The 19,407-nt window shown below is 75.6% G+C and carries 16 protein-coding genes and 1 riboswitch; of the genes, 7 read left to right on the top strand and 9 right to left on the bottom strand.

From position 1 onward, the window contains the following. The first annotated feature begins 51 nt into the window (after positions 1-51). Positions 52-1,053 (top strand): hypothetical protein, encoded by a 1,002-nt coding sequence (locus tag KPL60_RS28700; protein WP_226367742.1) that lies wholly within the window; start codon positions 52-54, stop codon positions 1,051-1,053. Positions 1,054-1,059: 6 nt separating this feature from the next. Here the strand turns inward: KPL60_RS28700 and KPL60_RS28695 are convergent, their stop codons facing one another. Continuing rightward, positions 1,060-1,734 (bottom strand): TetR/AcrR family transcriptional regulator, encoded by a 675-nt coding sequence (locus KPL60_RS28695; protein WP_226354004.1) that lies wholly within the window; start codon positions 1,732-1,734, stop codon positions 1,060-1,062. Positions 1,735-1,813: 79 nt separating this feature from the next. Between KPL60_RS28695 and KPL60_RS28690 the strand changes: the two genes are divergently transcribed. The 4 genes from KPL60_RS28690 to KPL60_RS28675 are packed head-to-tail and all read left to right on the top strand — an operon-like array spanning position 1,814 to position 7,177. Beyond that, positions 1,814-2,779 carry an ABC transporter substrate-binding protein gene (locus tag KPL60_RS28690; RefSeq protein WP_226367741.1) on the top strand — a complete coding sequence of 322 codons (966 nt, stop codon included), beginning with the start codon at positions 1,814-1,816 and terminating at the stop codon, positions 2,777-2,779. After that, positions 2,776-4,575: an ABC transporter ATP-binding protein gene (locus tag KPL60_RS28685; RefSeq protein ID WP_226367740.1), complete on the top strand. Its 1,800-nt coding sequence runs from the start codon at positions 2,776-2,778 to the stop codon at positions 4,573-4,575. The genes KPL60_RS28690 and KPL60_RS28685 overlap by 4 nt, the downstream gene beginning before the upstream one ends. Then, positions 4,572-6,314, top strand: coding sequence for an ABC transporter ATP-binding protein (locus KPL60_RS28680; protein ID WP_226367739.1), 1,743 nt, complete (start codon positions 4,572-4,574; stop codon positions 6,312-6,314). The genes KPL60_RS28685 and KPL60_RS28680 overlap by 4 nt, the downstream gene beginning before the upstream one ends. Beyond that, positions 6,311-7,177, top strand: a complete 867-nt coding sequence (locus KPL60_RS28675; protein WP_226367738.1) for a siderophore-interacting protein — start codon at positions 6,311-6,313, stop codon at positions 7,175-7,177. Before KPL60_RS28680 ends, KPL60_RS28675 begins: the two co-directional genes overlap by 4 nt. Before the next feature lie 34 nt (positions 7,178-7,211). On the opposite strand, the gene KPL60_RS28670 is transcribed toward KPL60_RS28675, so the two are convergent. From KPL60_RS28670 to KPL60_RS28660, 3 genes are all read right to left on the bottom strand, one after another. Continuing rightward, a complete protein-coding gene (locus KPL60_RS28670) occupies positions 7,212-8,336 on the bottom strand; it encodes a HoxN/HupN/NixA family nickel/cobalt transporter (RefSeq protein ID WP_062398203.1) in 1,125 nt (374 codons plus the stop codon). Between the two features lie 191 nt (positions 8,337-8,527). Then, positions 8,528-9,604, bottom strand: a complete 1,077-nt coding sequence (locus KPL60_RS28665) for a ribonucleotide-diphosphate reductase subunit beta (protein ID WP_226356586.1) — start codon at positions 9,602-9,604, stop codon at positions 8,528-8,530. Positions 9,605-9,609: 5 nt separating this feature from the next. After that, the gene (locus KPL60_RS28660) at positions 9,610-12,513 is read right to left on the bottom strand and encodes a ribonucleoside-diphosphate reductase subunit alpha (RefSeq protein ID WP_226367737.1); all 2,904 of its coding nucleotides are present in this window, start codon (positions 12,511-12,513) and stop codon (positions 9,610-9,612) included. A 130-nt stretch (positions 12,514-12,643) separates the two neighbouring features. Next, positions 12,644-12,848: riboswitch (cobalamin riboswitch) on the bottom strand. Between the two features lie 169 nt (positions 12,849-13,017). On the opposite strand from KPL60_RS28660, the gene KPL60_RS28655 reads away from it, so the two are divergent. Continuing rightward, the gene (locus tag KPL60_RS28655; RefSeq protein ID WP_226367736.1) at positions 13,018-13,764 is read left to right on the top strand and encodes a trans-aconitate 2-methyltransferase; all 747 of its coding nucleotides are present in this window, start codon (positions 13,018-13,020) and stop codon (positions 13,762-13,764) included. Here the strand turns inward: KPL60_RS28655 and KPL60_RS28650 are convergent, their stop codons facing one another. Together KPL60_RS28650 and KPL60_RS28645 are read right to left on the bottom strand one after the other, a co-directional pair. Continuing rightward, entirely contained in the window at positions 13,765-15,285 is a 1,521-nt protein-coding gene (locus tag KPL60_RS28650) for an ABC transporter substrate-binding protein (RefSeq protein ID WP_226367735.1), read from the bottom strand. It abuts the gene before it with no gap. After that, complete coding sequence (locus tag KPL60_RS28645) at positions 15,282-15,668, bottom strand: hypothetical protein (protein ID WP_226353996.1); 387 nt, start codon at positions 15,666-15,668, stop codon at positions 15,282-15,284. The genes KPL60_RS28650 and KPL60_RS28645 overlap by 4 nt, the downstream gene beginning before the upstream one ends. A gap of 120 nt (positions 15,669-15,788) precedes the next feature. Between KPL60_RS28645 and KPL60_RS28640 the strand changes: the two genes are divergently transcribed. Further along, positions 15,789-16,151, top strand: coding sequence for a hypothetical protein (locus KPL60_RS28640; RefSeq protein ID WP_226353995.1), 363 nt, complete (start codon positions 15,789-15,791; stop codon positions 16,149-16,151). A gap of 10 nt (positions 16,152-16,161) precedes the next feature. On the opposite strand, the gene KPL60_RS28635 is transcribed toward KPL60_RS28640, so the two are convergent. The 3 genes from KPL60_RS28635 to KPL60_RS28625 are packed head-to-tail and all read right to left on the bottom strand — an operon-like array spanning position 16,162 to position 19,348. Beyond that, the gene (locus KPL60_RS28635; RefSeq protein WP_226367734.1) at positions 16,162-17,607 is read right to left on the bottom strand and encodes an ABC transporter ATP-binding protein; all 1,446 of its coding nucleotides are present in this window, start codon (positions 17,605-17,607) and stop codon (positions 16,162-16,164) included. Beyond that, entirely contained in the window at positions 17,604-18,410 is an 807-nt protein-coding gene (locus KPL60_RS28630) for an ABC transporter permease subunit (protein ID WP_226367733.1), read from the bottom strand. Before KPL60_RS28630 ends, KPL60_RS28635 begins: the two co-directional genes overlap by 4 nt. Beyond that, positions 18,407-19,348 (bottom strand): ABC transporter permease, encoded by a 942-nt coding sequence (locus KPL60_RS28625; protein ID WP_308016849.1) that lies wholly within the window; start codon positions 19,346-19,348, stop codon positions 18,407-18,409. Before KPL60_RS28625 ends, KPL60_RS28630 begins: the two co-directional genes overlap by 4 nt. Between the last annotated feature and the right edge of the window lie 59 nt (positions 19,349-19,407).

Raw genomic sequence — 19,407 nt, 5'->3', positions numbered from 1 at the left:
CAGAGTGTGTCGGGGTGTGAACCCTCCGGTCGGAGGGGCAGGGTGAGGGACGTGGGTGATGGGGACGACGTGGACGACGTGGCCGGGCTGCTGAGCGCGTACCTGGCCGACCCGTACGCGGGCTGGAGCATGGGGGCGCCCGGCGCGATCGCCGAGTTCGTGCGGACCCCCGACGAGCCGGTCGGGCCGTCCGGGCCGGGTGCGGTCGTCACCGCGCGCGGCGGGATCCGGATCGAGCCGCACCCGGCGACCCGGCCGCTGGCCTACCGGACGCCGGTCGGCCCGCACGAGCACTGGAACCACGCGGTCGCGCTCTGCCTGCCCGCGACCGCGGCCCGCGGGGCCGCGCGGAGGGCCGTCACCGTGCTCGGGCCCGACCGCTCCGCGCTGCGGCGGGCCGACCGCGACGCCGTGCTCGTCGACCTCGGGCTGGGCACGACCACGGTGGACGCCTGCGTGCGCACGGCCGATCCCGACCTGCTCGGGCTGCTGCACCGTGCCGCGGGCGGCCCGCTCGACGGCGCGCTCACCGCCGCACTGGTCGCGGCGGGCCCGCACCGCGTGTTCACCACCGCGCTCGGCCGGGTCGAGGTGTACGCCGCGATCCCGCCGCCCGAGGGCCGCTCCCCGGACGGACCGCACACCCACCTGCTCCCGCACGTGCTGCGCGAGGGCCGCACGCACGCGGCGACCGTGCCCGTGCCCGCCGGTCACCTGCCCTGCGCGCACCTCTACCCGGCGCACCCGCTGACCGACCTCACCGGGCGTCCGATCCCGTTCGACCCGACCCGGGCGGCCGCCTTCGACGGCCTGCTGGAGCGGTTCGGCGACCCGGACCAGTGGGCGGTGACCGCCGGGGTGGTCCGGGCGGTCGCGGCGGGGGAGGCGCCCGGGCCGCGTCCGGCGACGGCGCCCGGCCGGGCCGCGCAGGCGGTCGCGCTGCGGGTGCTCGCCGTCGCCGGTGGGGCGGACCCGGCCGTGCTCGACGCCTGGCGCGGCCGGACCGGCGCGGACGGGCTCCTCGACCCGAGCGGCGACCGCAACGCCGGCTGACGGCCCTCAGCCGATCCCGGCGTACCCCGGCCTGCCGGTCGCCCGCCGGTGCTCGACGCCGTCGAGCACCAGTGCGACCTTGTCCAGCACGTGCTCGCGCGGCTCGTTCATGATCGCCTCGACGCCGGGGCGGACCTGCTCGTCGAGCGAGTCGAGATAGGCCCGGGCGGGGTCGGACAGATCGCCGGGGCCGCCGCCGGGCCCGCGCACCCAGCGGGTCTGGTGGGCGCCGTCGGCGACGATGTCGAGCACGGCGTCGGCCACCCGCACCGCGGCCGACGTCCCGAAACCCGCGCCGTGCAGGGCCGCGACGATCCGCCGCATCCGGTCCCCGGCGACCGCGCTGAGGTCCGCCCCGAGGTCCTGGATCAGGCCGGAGTAGCGGAGCAGCAGGTCGAACGCCAGCGCCGCCTCGGCCTCCAGGAACGCCCGCCAGCCCTGTGTCGTGTCGGGCAGGGCGGTGCGGGCGAACACCAGGGCCACGGCCGCGGCGGCGATCTCCTCCAGGCCGTCGACGTAGCGGTAGAGCGTGCCCGGCGCGACGCCGAGCCGGTCGGCCACCGCCGCGACCGACAGCCGGTCGACGCCGACCTCGACGGCCGCCTCGACGATCTCCTCGCGGGTCAGACGGGGCTTGGGTCCCGGACGGTTGCCCGCCCGCGCACCGGAGGTGGGTGTCACCCAACGACCGTACGACGGAGGGGATTGCGAATGCGATTCATGGATAGCTAAGGTTTACCTTACTGAACGGAGGTGGGCCGTGCTGATCCGATCGACCGTCCTGGTCGTGGCAGGGGTACTCGTGCTCGCGGGGTGCGGGGCCGGTGACTCCGGTGCACCCGTCCGGGGCGCGGCCGCGGACGCCGCATTCCCGGTGACGGTGGTGCACGGGCAGGGCGAGGCCGTCGTGCCCGCCGCGCCACGGCGCGTCGTCGTGCTGGGGGCGGGCGATGCGCAGATCGCGAGTGCGCTGGGTGCCCCGGTCGTCGGCGCGGTGCGCAACCCCGCGTCACTGGACGGGTCGTGGCGCGGGGTCGACCTGCCGCTGTCGGCCGCGGTGTCCACGCTGGACTCCCTGGAGCCGGACCTGGAGGCCGTCGCCGCACTGCGGCCGGACCTGATCCTGATGACGACCGCCCAGCCGACGTTCGCCGCGGCCTACCCGCGGATCGCGGCCATCGCGCCGACCGTGTCCTACCGGACGGCGCTGCTGCAGGACCCGGGGGAGGACCTGACCCGGATGATCGGCGCCGCGCTCGGCCGTCCGGAGGCGGCGGCGGAGCTGATCGCACGCTCGGACGCGCAGCTGGCGCGGTTCCGGGCCGAGCTGCCCGCCGGGCGCAGCTACGTCTTCGGGCAGTACGTCGGCGGGACCGCCTACCTGGTGACGGCCGCGGACGGACCCTCGGTGCGGTTCTTCGACCGCATCGGACTGCGGCTCCCACCCGCGGTCGCCGCGCTGCCGCCGTGGCAGGCCGGCATCTCCCAGCTGCCCGACGAGCAGCTCGGCCTGCTCGACGCCGCCGACGTCGCGCTGGTCGGCGTCCCGACCGGGGCCGACGGCGCCGCGCTCACCGCGCGACCACTGGTCGCCCGCGGACCGCTCGTCCGCGAGGGCCGGTTGCACCTGGTGTCCACCGATGTGGCCGCCCTGTTGCTGACGCCGAACCCGGCCTCCACCCCCGCCCTGATCGAGACCCTGCGTCCGCTGCTGGAGGCATCGTGACCACCCTGACCGACCAGGTCGCCCCGCCGGCGCCCGCACCGCCCGATCCGCCGTCCGGTCCCCGGGCCGAGGCGTCGGCGCTGTCCGAGCTGCTGCGCCCGGTCGCCGTCCGGATCCGGGTCGCGCAGGTGCTGGCCGCGGTCGGCGCCGTCGCGGGGCTGGTTCCGTTCGCCGCGCTGGCCGGGCTCGCCGACGCGCTGCTCGCGCCCGGGCCGGTGGACCGCGGGGCGGTCACCGGGGCGGTGTGGCTGATCGTCGTCGGGCTGGGGGCCCGCGGCGGGATCACCGGGCTGGCCCTGGCGATCACCCACTTCGCCGACGTCCGGCTGCAGGCGGTGCTGCGCCGCCGGATGACCGCCCACCTGGGACGGGTGCCGCTGGGCTGGTTCTCCGAGCGCACCTCGGGGGTGGTGCGCAAGGCCGCCCAGGACGACGTGCACGACCTGCACCAGGTCGTCGCCCACCATCCCGTCGAGTGGGTCGCGGCCTGGGTGCTGCCGCTCGCCGGCGTCGGCTACCTGGCCTGGCTGGACTGGCGGCTGGCGCTGCTCGCGCTGGTCACGGTGCCGTTCTACGCCGCGGCCTACGCCTGGATGATGCGTGGCTACGCCGCCAAGGTCGAGCAGATGAACGCCGGGAACGCCCGGATCAGCTCCGCGGTCGTCGAGTTCGTGTCCGGCATCGCGGTGGTCAAGACCTTCGGCCAGGCGCGGCGCGCGCACCGCGGCTACGCCGACGCCGCCCGCGACTTCGGCCGCTTCTACGCCGAGTGGGTCGGCCCGATGCTGCGGCTCGAGGCGCTCTCCACGATGGCGATCTCCGCACCCGTCGTGCTGCTCGTGTCGTGTGCGGGGGTGCTGTGGTTCGTCGACGCGGGCTGGGTCACCCCGGTCGAGGCGATGACCGGGATCCTGGTCTCGCTGGTCGTCCCGACGACGATCACCGCGCTCGGCTTCGGCGCCGCGAACCGGCGCACCGCCGCCGCGGCCGCGCTGCGCATCCACGACCTGCTCGCCACCCCGGTGCTGCCGGTCCCCGCCGCGCCGCGCGTCCCGGACGGGCACCGCGTCGAGCTCGACGGCGTCCGGTTCGCCTACCCCGGCGGCCCGGAGGTCCTGCGCGGGATCGACCTCGACGCCCCGGAGGGGACGGTGACCGCGCTGGTCGGGCCGTCCGGTGCGGGCAAGTCCACACTGGCCACGCTCGTCGCCCGGTTCCACGACGTCACCGCGGGTGCGGTGCGGATCGGCGGCGTCGACGTCCGGGAGATCGCGCCCGAGGTGCTGTACCGCCACGTCGGCTTCGTCCTGCAGGACGTGCAGCTGGTGCACGGCACGGTCGCCGACAACGTCCGGCTCGGCAGGCCCGACGCGACGGAGGACGAGCTGCACGCCGCCTGCCGGGCCGCGCGGATCCACGACCGGGTCCTCGCGCTGCCCCGCGGCTACGACTCCGTGGTCGGGCAGGACGCGCTGCTGTCCGGGGGCGAGGCGCAGCGGGTGTCCATCGCCCGCGCGCTGCTCGCCGACACCCCGGTGCTGGTGCTCGACGAGGCGACCGCCTTCGCCGACCCCGAGTCCGAGGCCGAGATCCAGGACGCGCTGTCCGGGCTCGCCCGCGGGCGGACGGTGATCGTCGTCGCGCACCGGCTCTCGACGATCGCCGGCGCCGACCGGATCGCCGTGGTCGACGGCGGGGTCGTGTGCGAGTCGGGCGCGCACGACGCGCTGCTGGCCCGAGACGGCCGTTACGCCGCGATGTGGGCCGCCCACCGGGCGGGGGAGGAGCTCTCGTGATCACCGACCTGCTGCTGATCCTCGGTCCCGCCCACCGGCGGCGGCTGTTCGGCTACCTCGCGTGGGTGACCGCGTTCGGGGTGGTCCAGGGCGTCGCGACGGTCCTGCTGGTGCCGTTCCTGGAGGCGCTGCTCGCCGGGGACACCGCGGCCGCGCTCGTCTGGACCGGGGCGCTGCTGGTGGCCGTCGTGGCGGCCTGCGTGCTCTACCACGTCCAGGCCATGGCGGGGTTCGGCGTCGCGCTGGTGGTGCTGACGACACTGCACGAACGGCTCGGCGACCACGTGTCCGCGCTGCCGCTGGGCTGGTTCTCCGCCGAGCGGGTCGGCAGGCTGTCCCGGATCACAACCGGCGGAACGATGACCGTCGCCGGACTGTTCGCGCACCTGCTCACGCCGCTGGTCGTCGCGGTCGTGACCCCGGCGACGATCGTGCTGGCGATGCTGCTGTTCGACCCGCTGCTCGCGCTCGCGGCGCTGGTCTGCGTGCCGGTGCTGTGGCTGGCGTTCCGGGCGTCGGCGTCCTGGGTGGGGCGCGGTGACGCCCTCGACGACGCGGCCGCGGTCGAGGCGGGCAACCGGGTCGTCGAGTTCGCACGCACCCAGCGGGTGCTGCGGGCCTTCGGCCGCGGCGCCGCCGGGCACCGGCCGCTGGAGGACGCGATCGACGCCCAGCAGCGGGCCGGCCGCCGGTCGGTGTGGCTGGCGACGGCGGGCATCGTCGCGGGCGGGTTCGCGGTGCAGGTCGCGTTCAGCGCGCTGATCCTCACCGGCACCCACCTCGCGCTCGGCGGCTCGCTCGACCCGGTCCGGATGGTCGCGCTGCTCGCGCTGGCCGCCCGGTTCACCGGCCCGCTGGCCGAGGTCGGCGACTACGCGGGCGTCGTCCGGATCGCCCGCAACGACCTGGGCCGGCTGGTCGCGGTGCTGCGCGAGGAGCCGCTGCCCGAGCCGCGGTGGTCGGCGCAGCGGCACGAGCGGGGCGCCGTCGAGCTGGACGGGGTCGGCTTCGGCTACGACCCGTCGACGCCGGTGCTGCGCGAGGTCACGCTGCGGGTCGCGCCGCGCGAGACGGTCGCCCTGGTCGGGGCGTCCGGCTCGGGCAAGACCACCGTGACCCGGCTGGTCGCACGGTTCTGGGACGTCGGCTCCGGCACCGTCCGGGTCGGCGGCGCGGACGTGCGCGACCAGACCACCGAGGACCTGATGGCCCAGCTCGCGCTGGTCTTCCAGGACGTCTACCTGTTCGACGGGACCCTGGAGGACAACGTCCGCCTCGGTCGCCCGGACGCCTCCGCCGCCGACGTCGCGGAGGCGGCCCGGCTGGCCGGGGTGACCGAGATCGTCGAACGGCTCCCGGACGGCTGGGCCACCCGGGTCGGCGAGGGCGGCACCTCGCTGTCGGGCGGGGAGCGCCAGCGGGTGTCGGTCGCCCGCGCCCTGCTCAAGGACGCCGACATCGTGCTGCTCGACGAGGCCACCGCCGCGCTCGACCCGGAGAACGAGCGGTTCTTCACGGAGTCGATGCGGGTACTGGCCCGGCGCAGCACCGTGCTGGTGATCGCGCACCGGCTGCCGACGGTCGTCGCGGCGGACCGGATCGTCGTGCTGCACGACGGTGGGATCGCCGAGGCCGGGACGCACGCCGAGCTGCTGGAGCGCGGCGGCCGCTACGCCGCCTTCTGGGAGTCCCGCCGCCGCGCCCGCGGCTGGCGGCTGATCGGATCGGAGACCCCGTGAGCCAGGACCTGCCCTCGTACGCGCTCTGCCGGGTGGTCGGCGTCGAACCGCTGACCCCGCGGATGCGCCGGATCACCCTCGCCTCCGACGACCTGCTCGGCGCCCGGCCGGTCGCACCCGACCAGCAGGTGAAGATCTTCCTGGCCCGCGACGGCGGCGTGCCGGAGATCCCGGCCGCGCCGGAGGACGGCAGCGGCGTCGCGGGCTGGTACGTCCGCTACCTGGCCGTGCCGGAGGAGCGACGGCCGTGGATGCGGTCCTACACGGTGCGGGCGCTGGACCCCGACGCCGGCCGGATGGTGGTCGACTTCGTCCTGCACGGCGACGGCGAGCCCGGCGGCGGGCACGCCGGCCCGGCGAGCCGCTGGGCCGCCCGCGCCGCGATCGGCGACGTCGTCGGGGTGCTGGGGCCGGCCGTCGCCGGGTACCGCAGCCCGGACGGCGAGCCGGTCCGGCTGCTCGTCGGGGACGAGACCGCGCTGCCCGCGATCGCCGCGATCGTCGAGCAGCTGCCGCCGGGGACCCGGGCGGTCGCGGTGGTCGAGGTGGACGGCCCGGCCGAGGAGCAGGAGCTGCCCGGGGCCGACGTGCACTGGGTGCACCGCGGCGGCGGCTCGCTGCCCGACGCGGTGCGCGCGGTCGAGCTGCCCGAGGGGCCGGTGTTCGCCTGGGTCGCCGGGGAGGCCTCGGCGGTGCGGGCGGTCCGCCGGCACCTGGTCGGCGAGCGGGGGCTGGACAGGCGGCGGGTCGCCTTCACCGGGTACTGGCGTCGCGACCTCACCCAGGACGACGCCCCCACCGAGCAGGACATGGCCGACGTGGCCGAGCAGCTGCCCGCCCCGGACGGTGCCGCCGCCGGGTGAGCGAGGACTCCGGGCCGGTCGGCGCGGGCGGCCCTCAGGCCTCCGCCGCCGGTTCGGGGGCACCGGTGGCGGACCACCGCTGCTCGACCCGGCCGAAACGCCACACCGCGATCGCGACCAGCCACGCGACGACGAACAGGCCCACGATGCCGTAGCCGGCGTCGTCGAGCGGGACGTCGGCGATCGCGACGAGCGGCCCGGAGGTGGTGCCGGTCTCCTGGACGAGCACCCCGACGAGCTCGATGGTGCCGATGACCAGCGCGACCGCGACGGACAGCCCGGTGATCGTGATGTTGTAGTAGACCTTGCGCACCGGCCGGGCGAAGGCCCAGCCGTAGGCGACGTTCATGAACACCCCGTCCACGGTGTCGAGCAGGCTCATCCCGGCGGCGAACAGGACCGGCAGGACGAGTACCGCGTAGAACGGCAGCGCGAACGCCGCGGCGCCCCCGGCGAGGACGAGCAGCGTCACCTCGGTCGCGGTGTCGAAGCCGAGGCCGAACAGGAAGCCGATCGGGTAGATGTGCCACGGCCGGCGCACCGCGCGGGTCAGGCCGCCGAGGAAGCGGTTCATGACGCCGCGCTTCGCGAGGTGCTCCTCGAGCTCGGCCTCGTCGTACTCCCCGCGGCGCATCCGGCGGAACACCCCGACGATCCCGACGAGCACGCCCAGGTTGACCAGGCCGATGATCCACAGGAACACGCCCGAGACCGAGGACCCGACGACGCCGGTCACGGCGTGCAGCACCGAGCTGTCGTCGCCGACCTGCCCCGCCAGCGCCCGTACGCCCACGCCCAGCAGGAACGTCAGACCGAACACGACGGTCGAGTGCCCGAGGGAGAACCAGAACCCGACCGACAGGGGCTTGCGGCCGCCGTCGGCGAGCAGCTTGCGGGTGGTGTTGTCGATGGCGGCGATGTGGTCGGCGTCGAAGGCGTGCCGCAGCCCGAGGGTGTAGGCGAGCACCCCGATCCCGATGCCGAACACCCCGGTGGCCCCGAGGCTGTAGTGCGCCGGGGCGACGAGGAACACGAGCACCCCGAACCCGGCGAGGTGCAGCAGCGCGACGAACGCGGCCATCCCGGCCAGGGAGCGGCGGTCGTGCCGGTCGAGATCGGCCCGGAAGCGGCGGGCGGGGGCGGAGCGGGGGGCGGACATCGGGGGCTCTCCTGGGCTCGGCGGCCGGCCGGAGCGGTCGGCGTCGTGACCCCGTGACGGTGCGCCGTCCACCCCGCGTTGTCATGGCTGTTGCCCGGGAATGGCGACAGAGGTCCGCGTCTGTCGGGTTGATCCCTCCCCGAAAGGTCAGGTCCGCGGGCCGGGCCGGTCACCCGGCCCGGCCCACCCCCTCAGTCCCAGTCCAGCGACCCACCCGTCCGGTACTCGGTCACCCGCGTCTCGAAGAAGTTCTTCTCCTTGCGCAGGTCCATGGCCTCGCTCATCCACGGGAACGGGTTCTCCGGCTCCCCGAACAGCGGGGCGAGCCCGATCTGCTCGGCGCGCCGGTCGGTGATGAACCGCAGGTAGCGCTCGCAGGACTCGGCGGTCAGCCCGAGCATCCCGCGGGGCATGGTGTCGCGGGCGTAGGCGACCTCCAGCTCACACGCCTCGTGCAGCATCGTCCGGATCTCGGCGGCGAACTCGGCCGTCCAGAGGTGCGGGTTCTCGATCTTGATCTGGTTGATGCAGTCGATGCCGAAGTTCAGGTGGATCGACTCGTCGCGCAGGATGTACTGGTACTGCTCGGCGATGCCCACCATCTTGTTGCGCCGGCCGAGCGAGAGGATCTGCGCGAACCCGGTGTAGAACCACATGCCCTCGAAGACCACGTAGAACGCGACGAGGTCACGCAGGAACGCGCGGTCGTTCTCCGGGGTGCCGGTCCGGAAGTCCGGGTCGGACAGGGCCCGGGTGTAGCGCAGCGCCCAGGCGTCCTTCTCGGTGATCGAGGGGACCTCGCGGTACGCGTTGAACAGCGCCCCCTCGTCGAGCCCGAGCGACTCGCACACGTACTGGAACGTGTGGGTGTGCACGGCCTCCTCGAACGACTGCCGCAGCAGGTACTGGCGGCACTCGGGGTTGGTGAGGTGGCGGTACACCGCGAGCACGATGTTGTTCGCGACCAGCGACTCCGCGGTGGCGAAGAACCCGAGGTTGCGGGTGAGCATGAGGCGCTCGTCGTCGGTGAGCCCGCCGGGGGAGCGCCACAGCGCGATGTCGGCCTGCATGGCGACCTCGGTCGGCATCCAGTGGTTGGCGCAGCCGGCCAGGTACTTCTCCCAGGCCCAGGTGTACTTCAGCGGCAGGAGCTGGTTGACGTCGGCGCGCGCGTTGATCATGCGCTTGTCGTCGGCGTCGATCGGGGCGGCGCCGCGGGCGATCTCGCCCAGGCCGCTGGCGTTCTCGGTGCTTCCGGTGGGCTGCAGAGTGGTCACTGGCAGGCCTCGCAGTCGGGGTCGTCGATCGAGCAGGCACGGCCCGGATCGAGGTCGGGGGCGGTGGCGGGCACGGCTGTGGCGGGCACGGCGGTGGCCGGGACCGCGGGCACGGTCGCCGCGGGCGACGCGGTGGGGGCGGCGGCCGGGGTGCTCGGCACGCCGGTCAGCCGGCCGTCGGTGCCGGTGAGGGTGGACTTCTCCACCGACGTCGCCGCGCGGGTGCGCAGGTAGTAGGTGGTCTTGAGCCCGGAGCGCCAGGCGAGGCGGTAGAGCTCGTCGAGCGCCCGGCCGCTGGGGGCGGCGAGGTAGAGGTTCAGCGACTGCGCCTGGTCCAGCCACTTCTGCCTGCGCGACGCGGCGGCCACGAGCCAGCGCGGCTCGATCTCGAACGCGGTCGCGTAGAGCTCCTTCAGGTCGGCGGGGACCCGGTCGATCTCGGCCAGCGACCCGTCGAAGTACTTGAGGTCGGCGACCATCACCTCGTCCCACAGCCCGCGGTCCTTGAGGTCGCGGACCAGGTGCGGGTTGATCACCGTGAAGTCGCCGGACATGTTGGACTTCACGTAGAGGTTGAGGTGGATCGGCTCGATCGACTGCCCGACCCCGCAGATGTTCGAGATCGTCGCGGTGGGCGCGATCGCGAGGACGTTGGAGTTGCGCATCCCCTGGGCGACGACCTTCTCCCGCAGCGACGCCCAGTCCAGCGTGGACGACCGGTCGACGTCGAGCTCGCCGTCGCCGCGGGCCGCGGCCAGCAGCTCGACCGAGTCCAGCGGCAGGATCCCGCGGCTCCACAGCGACCCGTCGAAGCTGGCGTAGCGGCCGCGCTCGACCGCCAGGTCCGACGACGCGGTGATCGCGTGGAAGGACAGCGCCTCCGCGCTGCGGTCGGCGAACTGCACCGCCGCGTCGCTGCCGGGCGCGATGCGCTGGGTGAACAGCGCGTCGGAGAAGCCCATGAGGCCCAGGCCGACCGGGCGGTGACGCAGGTTGGACCGGCGGGCCTCGGGGATCGTGTAGAAGTTGATGTCCACGACGTTGTCGAGCATCCGCACCGCGGTGGTCACCGTGCGGCGCAGCTTGTCGGCGTCGAGCCCGTCCGCGGTGACGTGCGCGGCGAGGTTCACCGAGCCCAGGTTGCAGACCGCGACCTCGCCCTCGTCGCCGGCACGGGTGTTGAGGGTGATCTCGGTGCACAGGTTCGACGAGTGCACCACGCCCGCGTGCTGCTGCGGGCTGCGCAGGTTGCACGGGTCCTTGAACGTGATCCACGGGTGCCCGGTCTCGAACAGCATGGTCAGCATCCGCCGCCACAGCTCGACCGCGCGCACCGTGCGGTGCACCCGGACCTCACCGCGGGCCGCGGCCGCCTCGTAGGCGCGGTAGCGCTCGGCGAACGCGGTGCCGTAGAGGTCGTGCAGGTCGGGGGCCTCGTCCGGGGAGAACAGGGTCCACTCGCCGTCGGCCTGCACGCGGCGCAGGAACTCGTCGGGCACCCAGTTCGCGGTGTTCATGTCGTGGGTGCGGCGGCGGTCGTCGCCGGTGTTCTTGCGCAGGTCGAGGAACTCCTCGATGTCGACGTGCCACGTCTCCAGGTAGGCGCACGCGGCGCCCTTGCGCTTGCCGCCCTGGTTCACCGCGACCGCGGTGTCCCCGGCGATCTTGAGGAACGGCACCACGCCCTGGGAGACGCCGTTCGTGCCCCGGATGTGCGCGCCGAGCCCCCGGACCGGGGTCCAGTCGTTGCCCAGCCCGCCGGAGTACTTCGCCAGCAGCGCGTTGTTGCGGTAGCCGCCGAAGATCGACTCCAGGTCGTCGTCGACGGTGGTGAGGAAGCACGACGACAGCTGCGGGCGGGTGGTGCCCGAGTTGAACAGCGTCGGGGTCGAGGCCATGAAGTCGAAGCTCGACAGCAGCTCGTAGAACTCGACCGCCCGCGCCTCGCGGTCGACCTCGCGGACCGCCAGCCCCATCGCGACCCGCAGGAAGAACGCCTGCGGCAGCTCGAAGCGCACGCCGCGCTCGTGCAGGAAGTAGCGGTCGTAGAGGGTCTGCAGGCCGAGGAACCCGATCTGCAGGTCGCGCTCGGGGCGGATCGCGGCGGTGACCCGCTCCAGGTCGAAGGTCGCCAGCTCCGGGTCGACCAGGCCGACCGCGATCGCGTGCCGCAGGTAGTCACGGAAGTAGGAGGCGTAGGCCGCGCCCATCTCCGCGTGGTCCGGGGTGGACGGTGTGCCGGCCAGGTGCGACACGGCCTCGGCGCGCAGCCGGTCCAGCAGCAGCCGCGAGGCCACCAGCGAGTACGCGGGCTCGCGCTCGACCAGGGTGCGGGCGGCCAGGACGAGGGCCTGGGCCAGCTCGTCGGCGGTGATGCCGTCGTAGACGGTGCGGTCCAGCTCGGCGAGCACCGGCTCCGGGGTCACGTCCTCGACGCCGGCGCAGGCCTCGTCGAGCACCGCGGCGACGCGGGCGCGGTCCAGCGGGGCCCGGCTGCCGTCCGGGTGGGTGACGTGCACGACCGGGGCGTCCGTGGCGGCGGTGCCCCCGCCGTCGTGCGCGCGGGCCTGGGCCTGCTGCTCGCGGTAGAGCACGTAGGAGCGGGCGACCCGGTGGTGCCCGCCGCGCATCAGGGCGAGCTCGACCTGGTCCTGGATCTGCTCGACGTGCACCGCGTGCGCGGGGTGGCGGGCCAGTGCCGCGACGACCTGGTCGGTCAGCCCGGCGACGAGGTGGTGCAGCCGCGACGACGACGCACCGGCGTCCCCCTCGACGGCGAGGAAGGCCTTGGTCATCGCCACCGAGATCTTGGTGGCGTCGAAACCGGTCTCCGACCCGTCGCGCCGGATGACGCGCAGGGCCGGGGGTGCTGTTGCCGGTGCAGCGGTGGAAGCCGTCACGGGCTCTCTCCTCGCGAGTCGCCGTCGTCCCCGGGGGCGGAGCGGTGCGAGGAGGCGGTGGGACCGAACGACCGCGATGGCCCACCACACCCTGGCGCCGTCCCACGAGGCCCCGGAGCAGCGCGCACCGGTCGGCACGCGCACCGGTGGCAGGTCTTCGGACTCACGGGCGCACTGCACAGACCTACTGGCCGTCGCTTCCCGGGAGGAGCTCCCAGTGCTGTTGACGGCGGTCGTTCCCGTTCACCGCTGCGGGGCAGTCCCGGATTCCCACCGGGTTCCCTCTTGCCTCACCGGCCCGTGCGGACCGGTGAACCACCAGCGCCCCGGACACTACATCTGGGGTCCGGACACGATCGACCCCCCTATCGGTTCCGGTTTCGACGACCGTTGAGTCACGCACGGTGAACGTCGCCGGTCACGGGCCCGGCGGTCCCTTCCGTTCGGCGGGTCCGCGCGGATACCGTCGGCCGCACTGTTGCCACCGCTGTGCAGGAGAGTGTGATGACCACCGGAACGGACCTCGACGCCGAGCACTGGCTGCGCCGGTGGGACGCCCAGCAGGAGCGCTACATCCCCGACCGCGAGGAACTGTTCGCGCTGGCGCTCGACGTCGTCGACCGGCTCGCCGGCACCCCCGCACGGCTCCTCGACCTCGCCTGCGGGCCCGGGTCGTTCGCGGCCCGCGCGGCGGCGCGCTGGACCGGTGCCGAGGTGGTCGGCGTCGACGTCGACCCGGTCATGCTGGAGCTGGCCCGGCGGACCACCGGCGAGCGCGTCCACTGGGTCGACGCCGACCTCTCGCGTCCCGGGTGGACCGACGCCGTCGGCGGGCCGTTCGACGCCGCCGTCTCGGCCACCGCCCTGCACTGGCTGCCCGAGCCCGCGCTCCCCGGGCTCGCGCAGCGCCTCGCGTCCGTGCTGCGCCCCGGCGCGGTGTTCGTGAACGTCGACACCGTGCTCGCCGACCCGGAGCAGCCGCGCCTGGCCGAGCTGACCCGGGCCCTGCGGGTCGAGCGCACCGACCGGGGACTGGCCACCGGCGAGGACTTCCGGACCTGGTGGGACGCGCTCGCCGACGAGCCGGCCCTGGCCGACGGGTTCGCCGAGCGGGAGCGCCGCTTCGCCGGCCGGGTCACCGGGGGGTCGTCGCTGCCGGCCTGGGAGCAGGCGCTGTACGGCGCCGGGTTCGCCGAGGTCGGGACGCTCACCCAGACCTTCGACCGGCGCACCCTGGTCGCGATCCGCTGATCACCCGAGCCGGGCGCGCGCGAAGTTCGCCCAGGCGAACGTGTTCGGCCGGGCCGCCTCCAGTCCGGTGAGCCCGGCCGCCACGCCGACGTTCCAGTCCCGCACACCCCACACCAGGGCGCCCGAGTCGGCGCGCAGCAGACCCAGGATCCGGGCGAACGCGTCGGTGCGCGCGGCGTCGTCGGTGGTGGCGACGGCGGCGTAGTAGAGGCGGTCGATCTCGGGGCTGCGGTAGCCGGTGAAGTCGTAGGTCGGGGTGCTGGTCAGCATCCGGCGTCCGATGTAGTCCGGGATCGGCAGCGAGCCGGTGCTGTTCTGGGAGAACACGCCCTGCTGCCGGATGGCCCGGAAGTAGCCCGACGACGGCAGCGGCCGCGCCGTGACCCGCAGCCCGACCTCGCCGAGCTGGCGCGCGACGAGCGCGGTGGCGGCGTCGAAGGTCGGGTCGGCGCCGCTGGTCTGCAGCTCGATCGCCGCCCCCTGCGCCCCGGCCTCGGTGACGAGCGCGCGGGCCCGTGCGACGTCGCGCGCCACCGGGCTCACCCCCGCCGGGTGGTAGCGCAGCCCCTGGCCGAACATGTCGTCGCCGACCCGGCCGCGCCCGAGCAGCACGACCCGCACGAGCTCCTCGCGGTCGATGCCCAGCCGCACCGCCTCGCGCAGCCGCGGGTCGGAGAACGGTGCCCGGTCCACCCGCATCACCAGGAACTGGCTCGCCGAGGCCGGCGCGGACAGCGCCGAGGCGCGCTGCTCGCCGTCGAGCCGGGCGGCGCCGGTGGGGGTGAGGTCGTGGGCGTAGTGCACCTGGCCGGACAGCAGTGCGCCGATCCGGGCGGCCTCGTCGTCGACGGGCAGGAACTCCAGCTCACGCACGCCGGGCGCGCCGTCCCAGTGGTCCTCCGACGCGGTGTAGACGGTGGACCCGCCCGGGGTGAACGACGCGAGCCGGAACGGCCCCGTCCCGTTCGGACGGTCGAACGACGTCGTTCCGGCCTTGACGATCTCGGTGCCGGGCGCGCCCCAGGCCAGCGGGAACAGCGTGTTCGGCCGGGTCAGCACCAGCTCGACCTCGGTCGGCGACACCGCCCGCGAGGCGGCCGCGTCGAGGTCGCGGAACAGGGTCGCGGCGATCGCGGTGGTCGCCGGGTCGGTGATGCGGGCCAGGGTGGCGAGCACGTCGTCGGCGGTGAGCGGGGAGCCGTCGTGGAAGCGGGCCGCGCGCAGCCGGATCCGCCACCGCCGCCCGGTCGCGTCGCTCTCCCAGGACTCGGCCAGCCGCGGCTCGGGGGTCATGTCCTGCGACCACCCGGTGAGGGTGTCGAAGCACGCCTTGGCCCGGGCCTGGTCGACGTAGAGCGGCAGGACGTGCGGGTCCAGCGACTCGCGCGAGCCACCGGTCGCGAAGGCGACCCGCAGCCGCTCCTGGCCCGTCCCGCCGCCGGAGCAGCCGGTGAGGGCGAGCGCGGCGACGCCGAGCGCGCCGGTCAGCACCCGGCGCCGGGACAGCTCGGGCGGGGTCATCCGGCGGCCCGCCCGGTGTCCGAGGCGCGCAGGCCGGGGGCGAACACGTGCCCGTCGAGGACGGCCGGGCGCGGCGCCGTACCCGGCCCGCCCGCGCGGACCCAGTCGGCGACGGCGTCGGTCGTCGCCGCGTCCAGGACCGCACGCAGCCACACGGGCCGCGCACCGGCCCGTCGCGCGGCCGGGGTGGGTCCGACCACGACGACGTCGGAGTCGGCACACGGGCCGAGGCACTCGCTGGTCCGCAGCCGCGCGTGGCCCTCGGTGCCCCGGGTGAGCCGGTCGAGCAGCCTGTCGTGGTGGGGCCGGTCCAGGCCCGGGTGCTTGCGACCGGAGCCGCAGCAGCACCCCCGGCAGACGGTGACGGCGGACAGCGCAGACATGATCCGACCCTACGTGACGTATGACGGGTTGTTCAGACGTCGAGGTCGACGATCAGGTGAGTGCGGCCACCGCCACGCGGGAACCCTCCGGTCCCACACCCCGGACACCAGGAGATCCCCATGAGCCACCACGTCCTCGAGGCCGCCGGCGTCGCCACCCCGGCCACCGTCGTCGAGAAGCTGCACGACGCCGCCCGCGCGAGCACCGCCTGTGCCTCGGCCATGGTCGCCTCCGGCGGCATGGAGACCGAGGTGCTCCTCGCCCTCGACGCCGCCGACCTCTGTACCGCGGCCGCGAGCGTGCTCGGCCGCCGGACCGGGGACAAGGCGGTCGGCGAGGCCGCCGCGTCGGCCGCCGCGCTCGCCTGCGAGGCCAGCTCGGCCGCCTGCGGCGCGCACGCCGACCACCACGAGCACTGCCGGCTGCACGCCGAGATCACCCGGGAGACCGCGCAGCTGCTGCGCGAGCACGCGGGCGCCTGAGCGGTCCGGCTCAGCCGGCCGGGACCGGCTGCGGTGCCGCGGCCACCCGGCCGTCGAGGAGCGTCACGATCCGGTCCGCCGACGCGACGGCGACCGGGTCGTGGCTGATCAGCAGCACCGCGGTGCCGTCCTCGCGGCAGGAGCGCCGCAGCTCGGCGAGCAGCAGCGCGCGGTGCCCGCCGTCCAGCGCCGAGGTGGCCTCGTCGGCCACCAGCACCGCGGGCCCGGCGAGCAGGGCCCGCGCCACCGAGGCGCGCTGGAGCTGACCGCCGGACAGCCCGCCCGGGCGGCGCGCGGCCGTCGCGGCGGGGACCCCGAGCCGCTCCAGCAGCGCGACGGCGGCGGCCCGGGCGTCGGCCGGGGACCGCCCGCGCAGCAGCACGGCCGGCCGGGCGACCTGGTCGAGGACGGGGCGGTGGTCGAGGAAGGCGGACCGGCAGTCCTGGTGGACGTACTGCACGGCGCGCCGGTCGCCCGCGGGGTCCCGGCCGCCGACCCGGACGGTCCCCGAGCAGGGGGTCAGCCCGGCCAGGGCCCGGCCGAGCGTCGTCTTGCCCGCCCCCGACGGCCCGGTCAGCGCGACGAACCCGCCCCGCCCGACGGCGAGGTCCACCCCGGACAGCAGCTGCGCCCCGCCCGCGGCCCGGACCCCCAGGTCCGTCACCTCGAGCAGCGCCCCGACCGCCGCCGGTGGTGGCGGGGGCGCGGTCGGGACGGGTGCACCGAGCAGCGCGGCGGCCGGGCCGGTGCGCACGACCCGGCCCGCGGCCAGCTCCAGCAGCGTCACCGGGACGGCGGCGGCGAGCCTGCGGACCACGTCGAGGTCGTGGGTGAGCAGCACCAGCGCCGTCGAACCCGCGGCCAGCGCCGCGAGCCGGTCGGTCACCGCGCGGGTGGCGGCCGGGTCGAGCCCGGTGGTCGGCTCGTCGAGCACGACGACGTCCGGGCCGGTCACCAGCGTCCCGGCGAGCGCGACCCGCTGCTGCTGACCCCCGGAGAGCCGGTGCGGGTGGCGGCGGAGCAGGTGCGGCTCGGCGCCGAGCCCGGCCCGCTCGCACGCCTCGGCGACCGCCCGGGCCCGGGCGGCCCGGTGCCGTCGCCCGCGGCCGTGCACGGTGGCGGCGAGCTCGTCGAGGACCGGTCCGACCCTGCGCACCGGGTCCAGGACCTGGCCCGGGTGCTGGGGCAGGTACCCGACCCGCCTGGCCCGGCGCGCCCGCAGCTCCCGCGGGCCGACGCCGAGCAGCTCGGCCGCGCCGACCCGGACCGACCCGGCGAGCTCCACCCCGGTCGCGGTCCCGCCGAGCAGCGCCAGCCCGAGCGTCGACTTCCCCGCCCCGGACGGCCCGGCGACGGCGAGCACCGCGCCGGGCGCGAGGTCCAGGTCGACGCCGTCGAGGAGCACCGTCCCGTCGGCGGTGCGCGCGGTCAGCCCGCGGACCGTCAGCGCGCTCACACGACCGCCCCCGTCCGGTCCGCGAGCCGGTCCACCAGCACGTTCGTCCCCGCGGCGAGCGCGACGAGCAGACCCGCCGGCACCAGCAGCGCGTACGGGGCGAGGAACAGCGACGACGAGTTCTGCTCGATCACCACCGACCAGTCGACGGTGTCCGGTGGCAGCCCGACCCCGAGGAAGCTCGCGCCGGTCAGCACGGTCAGCACGAGCACGCCGCGGGTCCCGGCGTCGACGAGCACCGGCCCGGCGACGAACCGCCCGGTCTCGACGAGGTGCACCCGCCACCACCGCTCGCCGTTCTGCGTCATCGTCTCCAGCGCCACCCGCCGCGCCGGGGCCCCGGCGGCCCCGCGGACCACCCGGACGACCGCGGGCAGCTGCAGCAGCGCCGTCGCGACCAGCATCGGGCCGACCCCGCGCCGCCCGGTCCCGGCCAGGACCAGCAGCACCAGCAGCGACGGCAGGACCAGCAGCACGTCCAGGGCCCGCTGGGTGAGCAGCACCGCCCACCGTCGCCCCGACGCGGCCAGCAGCAGCCCCAGCGGGACCCCGGCGGCGTAGGCCAGGACCAGCGTGCCGACGGCGAGCGCGACGACGGTGGTGCCGCCGGTCAGCGCGAGCGTCAGCACGTCGCGGCCCAGCGCGTCGGTGCCCAGCGGATGCCCCGGCCCGGGCGGGAGCAGCGCGCCGGCGCCGTCCGGGGCCGGCAGCAGGGGCGCGAGGAACGGCCCGGCGAGTGCGCACAGCAGCGGTACCCCGGCGAGCACCGCCGCGATCGCTGTCCCCACCGGCACCCGGCTCACGCCCACTCCTCCCGCACCGGGCTCAGCCGCGCGACGGTCACGTCGGCCGCCAGGTTCACCGTGATCGTGACGACCGCGGCGAGCACCGCGTAGCCCTGGACGAGCGGGATGTCGCGGTTCTGCACCGCGTCGACCACCCCGGCGCCGACCCCGGGCAGCGCGAACAGCGACTCGACCACGACGACCCCGCCCAGGGTCCCGCCGACGATCCGGGCGAGCTGCTGCACCGACGGCGCGAGCCCGCCGGGCAGCACGTGACGCAGCAGCACGTCGCGCTCGGGCAGGCCCAGCCGTCGCAGGTGGGTGACGTGCGGGGCCCGGTCTGTCTGCAGGACGCCCTGGCGGACCTGCCGGGACAGCCTGCCCAGCTGGGCGAGGACCAGCACGGCCACCGGCAGCACGAGCACCGCCGGGGTGAGCAGCGACCCGCCGCCCGCGGTCGCCGGGAGCCACCCGAGCTGCAGCGAGAACAGGCCGACCAGCAGCAGCCCGGTCGCGAACTGCGGGGCGGCCGCCAGTGCGGACACCGTCGCCGTCGAGACCCGGTCGAGGGTGCTGCCGGGCCGCCGGCCGGTCGCGGTGCCGATCGCGACGGCCAGCGCGACGGTGAGGACCAGCGCAGGCACGGCGAGCAGCGCGGTGCTCGCGAGCCGGCCCGCCACCTCGTCGACGACGGGACGGCCGGTCACCAGCGACCGGCCGAGGTCCCCGGTGACGAGCCCGCCGAGCCAGCCGGCGAGCCGCTCGGTCGCGGGGAGCCCGGTCCCCAGCTCGTCGCGCAGCCGCGCCACCTGCTCGTCGGTGGCGTCCGGTCCCAGGACGACGTCGGCGGCGTCGCCGGGCAGCAGCGTGGTCAGCGCGAAGATCGCCACGACGGCGGCGAGCAGCTGCCCGGCCGCGACGGCGGCCCGCCCGGACCGGCCGACGCCACGCAGCACTCCGCCCCTCCGTCTCCTGGTCACCTGAACAGGATCACAGTCGTCGGGGCCGGGACAAG

The organism is Pseudonocardia sp. ICBG162, assembly GCF_020496225.1.
GTDB lineage: Bacteria > Actinomycetota > Actinomycetes > Mycobacteriales > Pseudonocardiaceae > Pseudonocardia > Pseudonocardia alni.
This window is presented reverse-complemented; position numbering and strand designations above follow the sequence as displayed.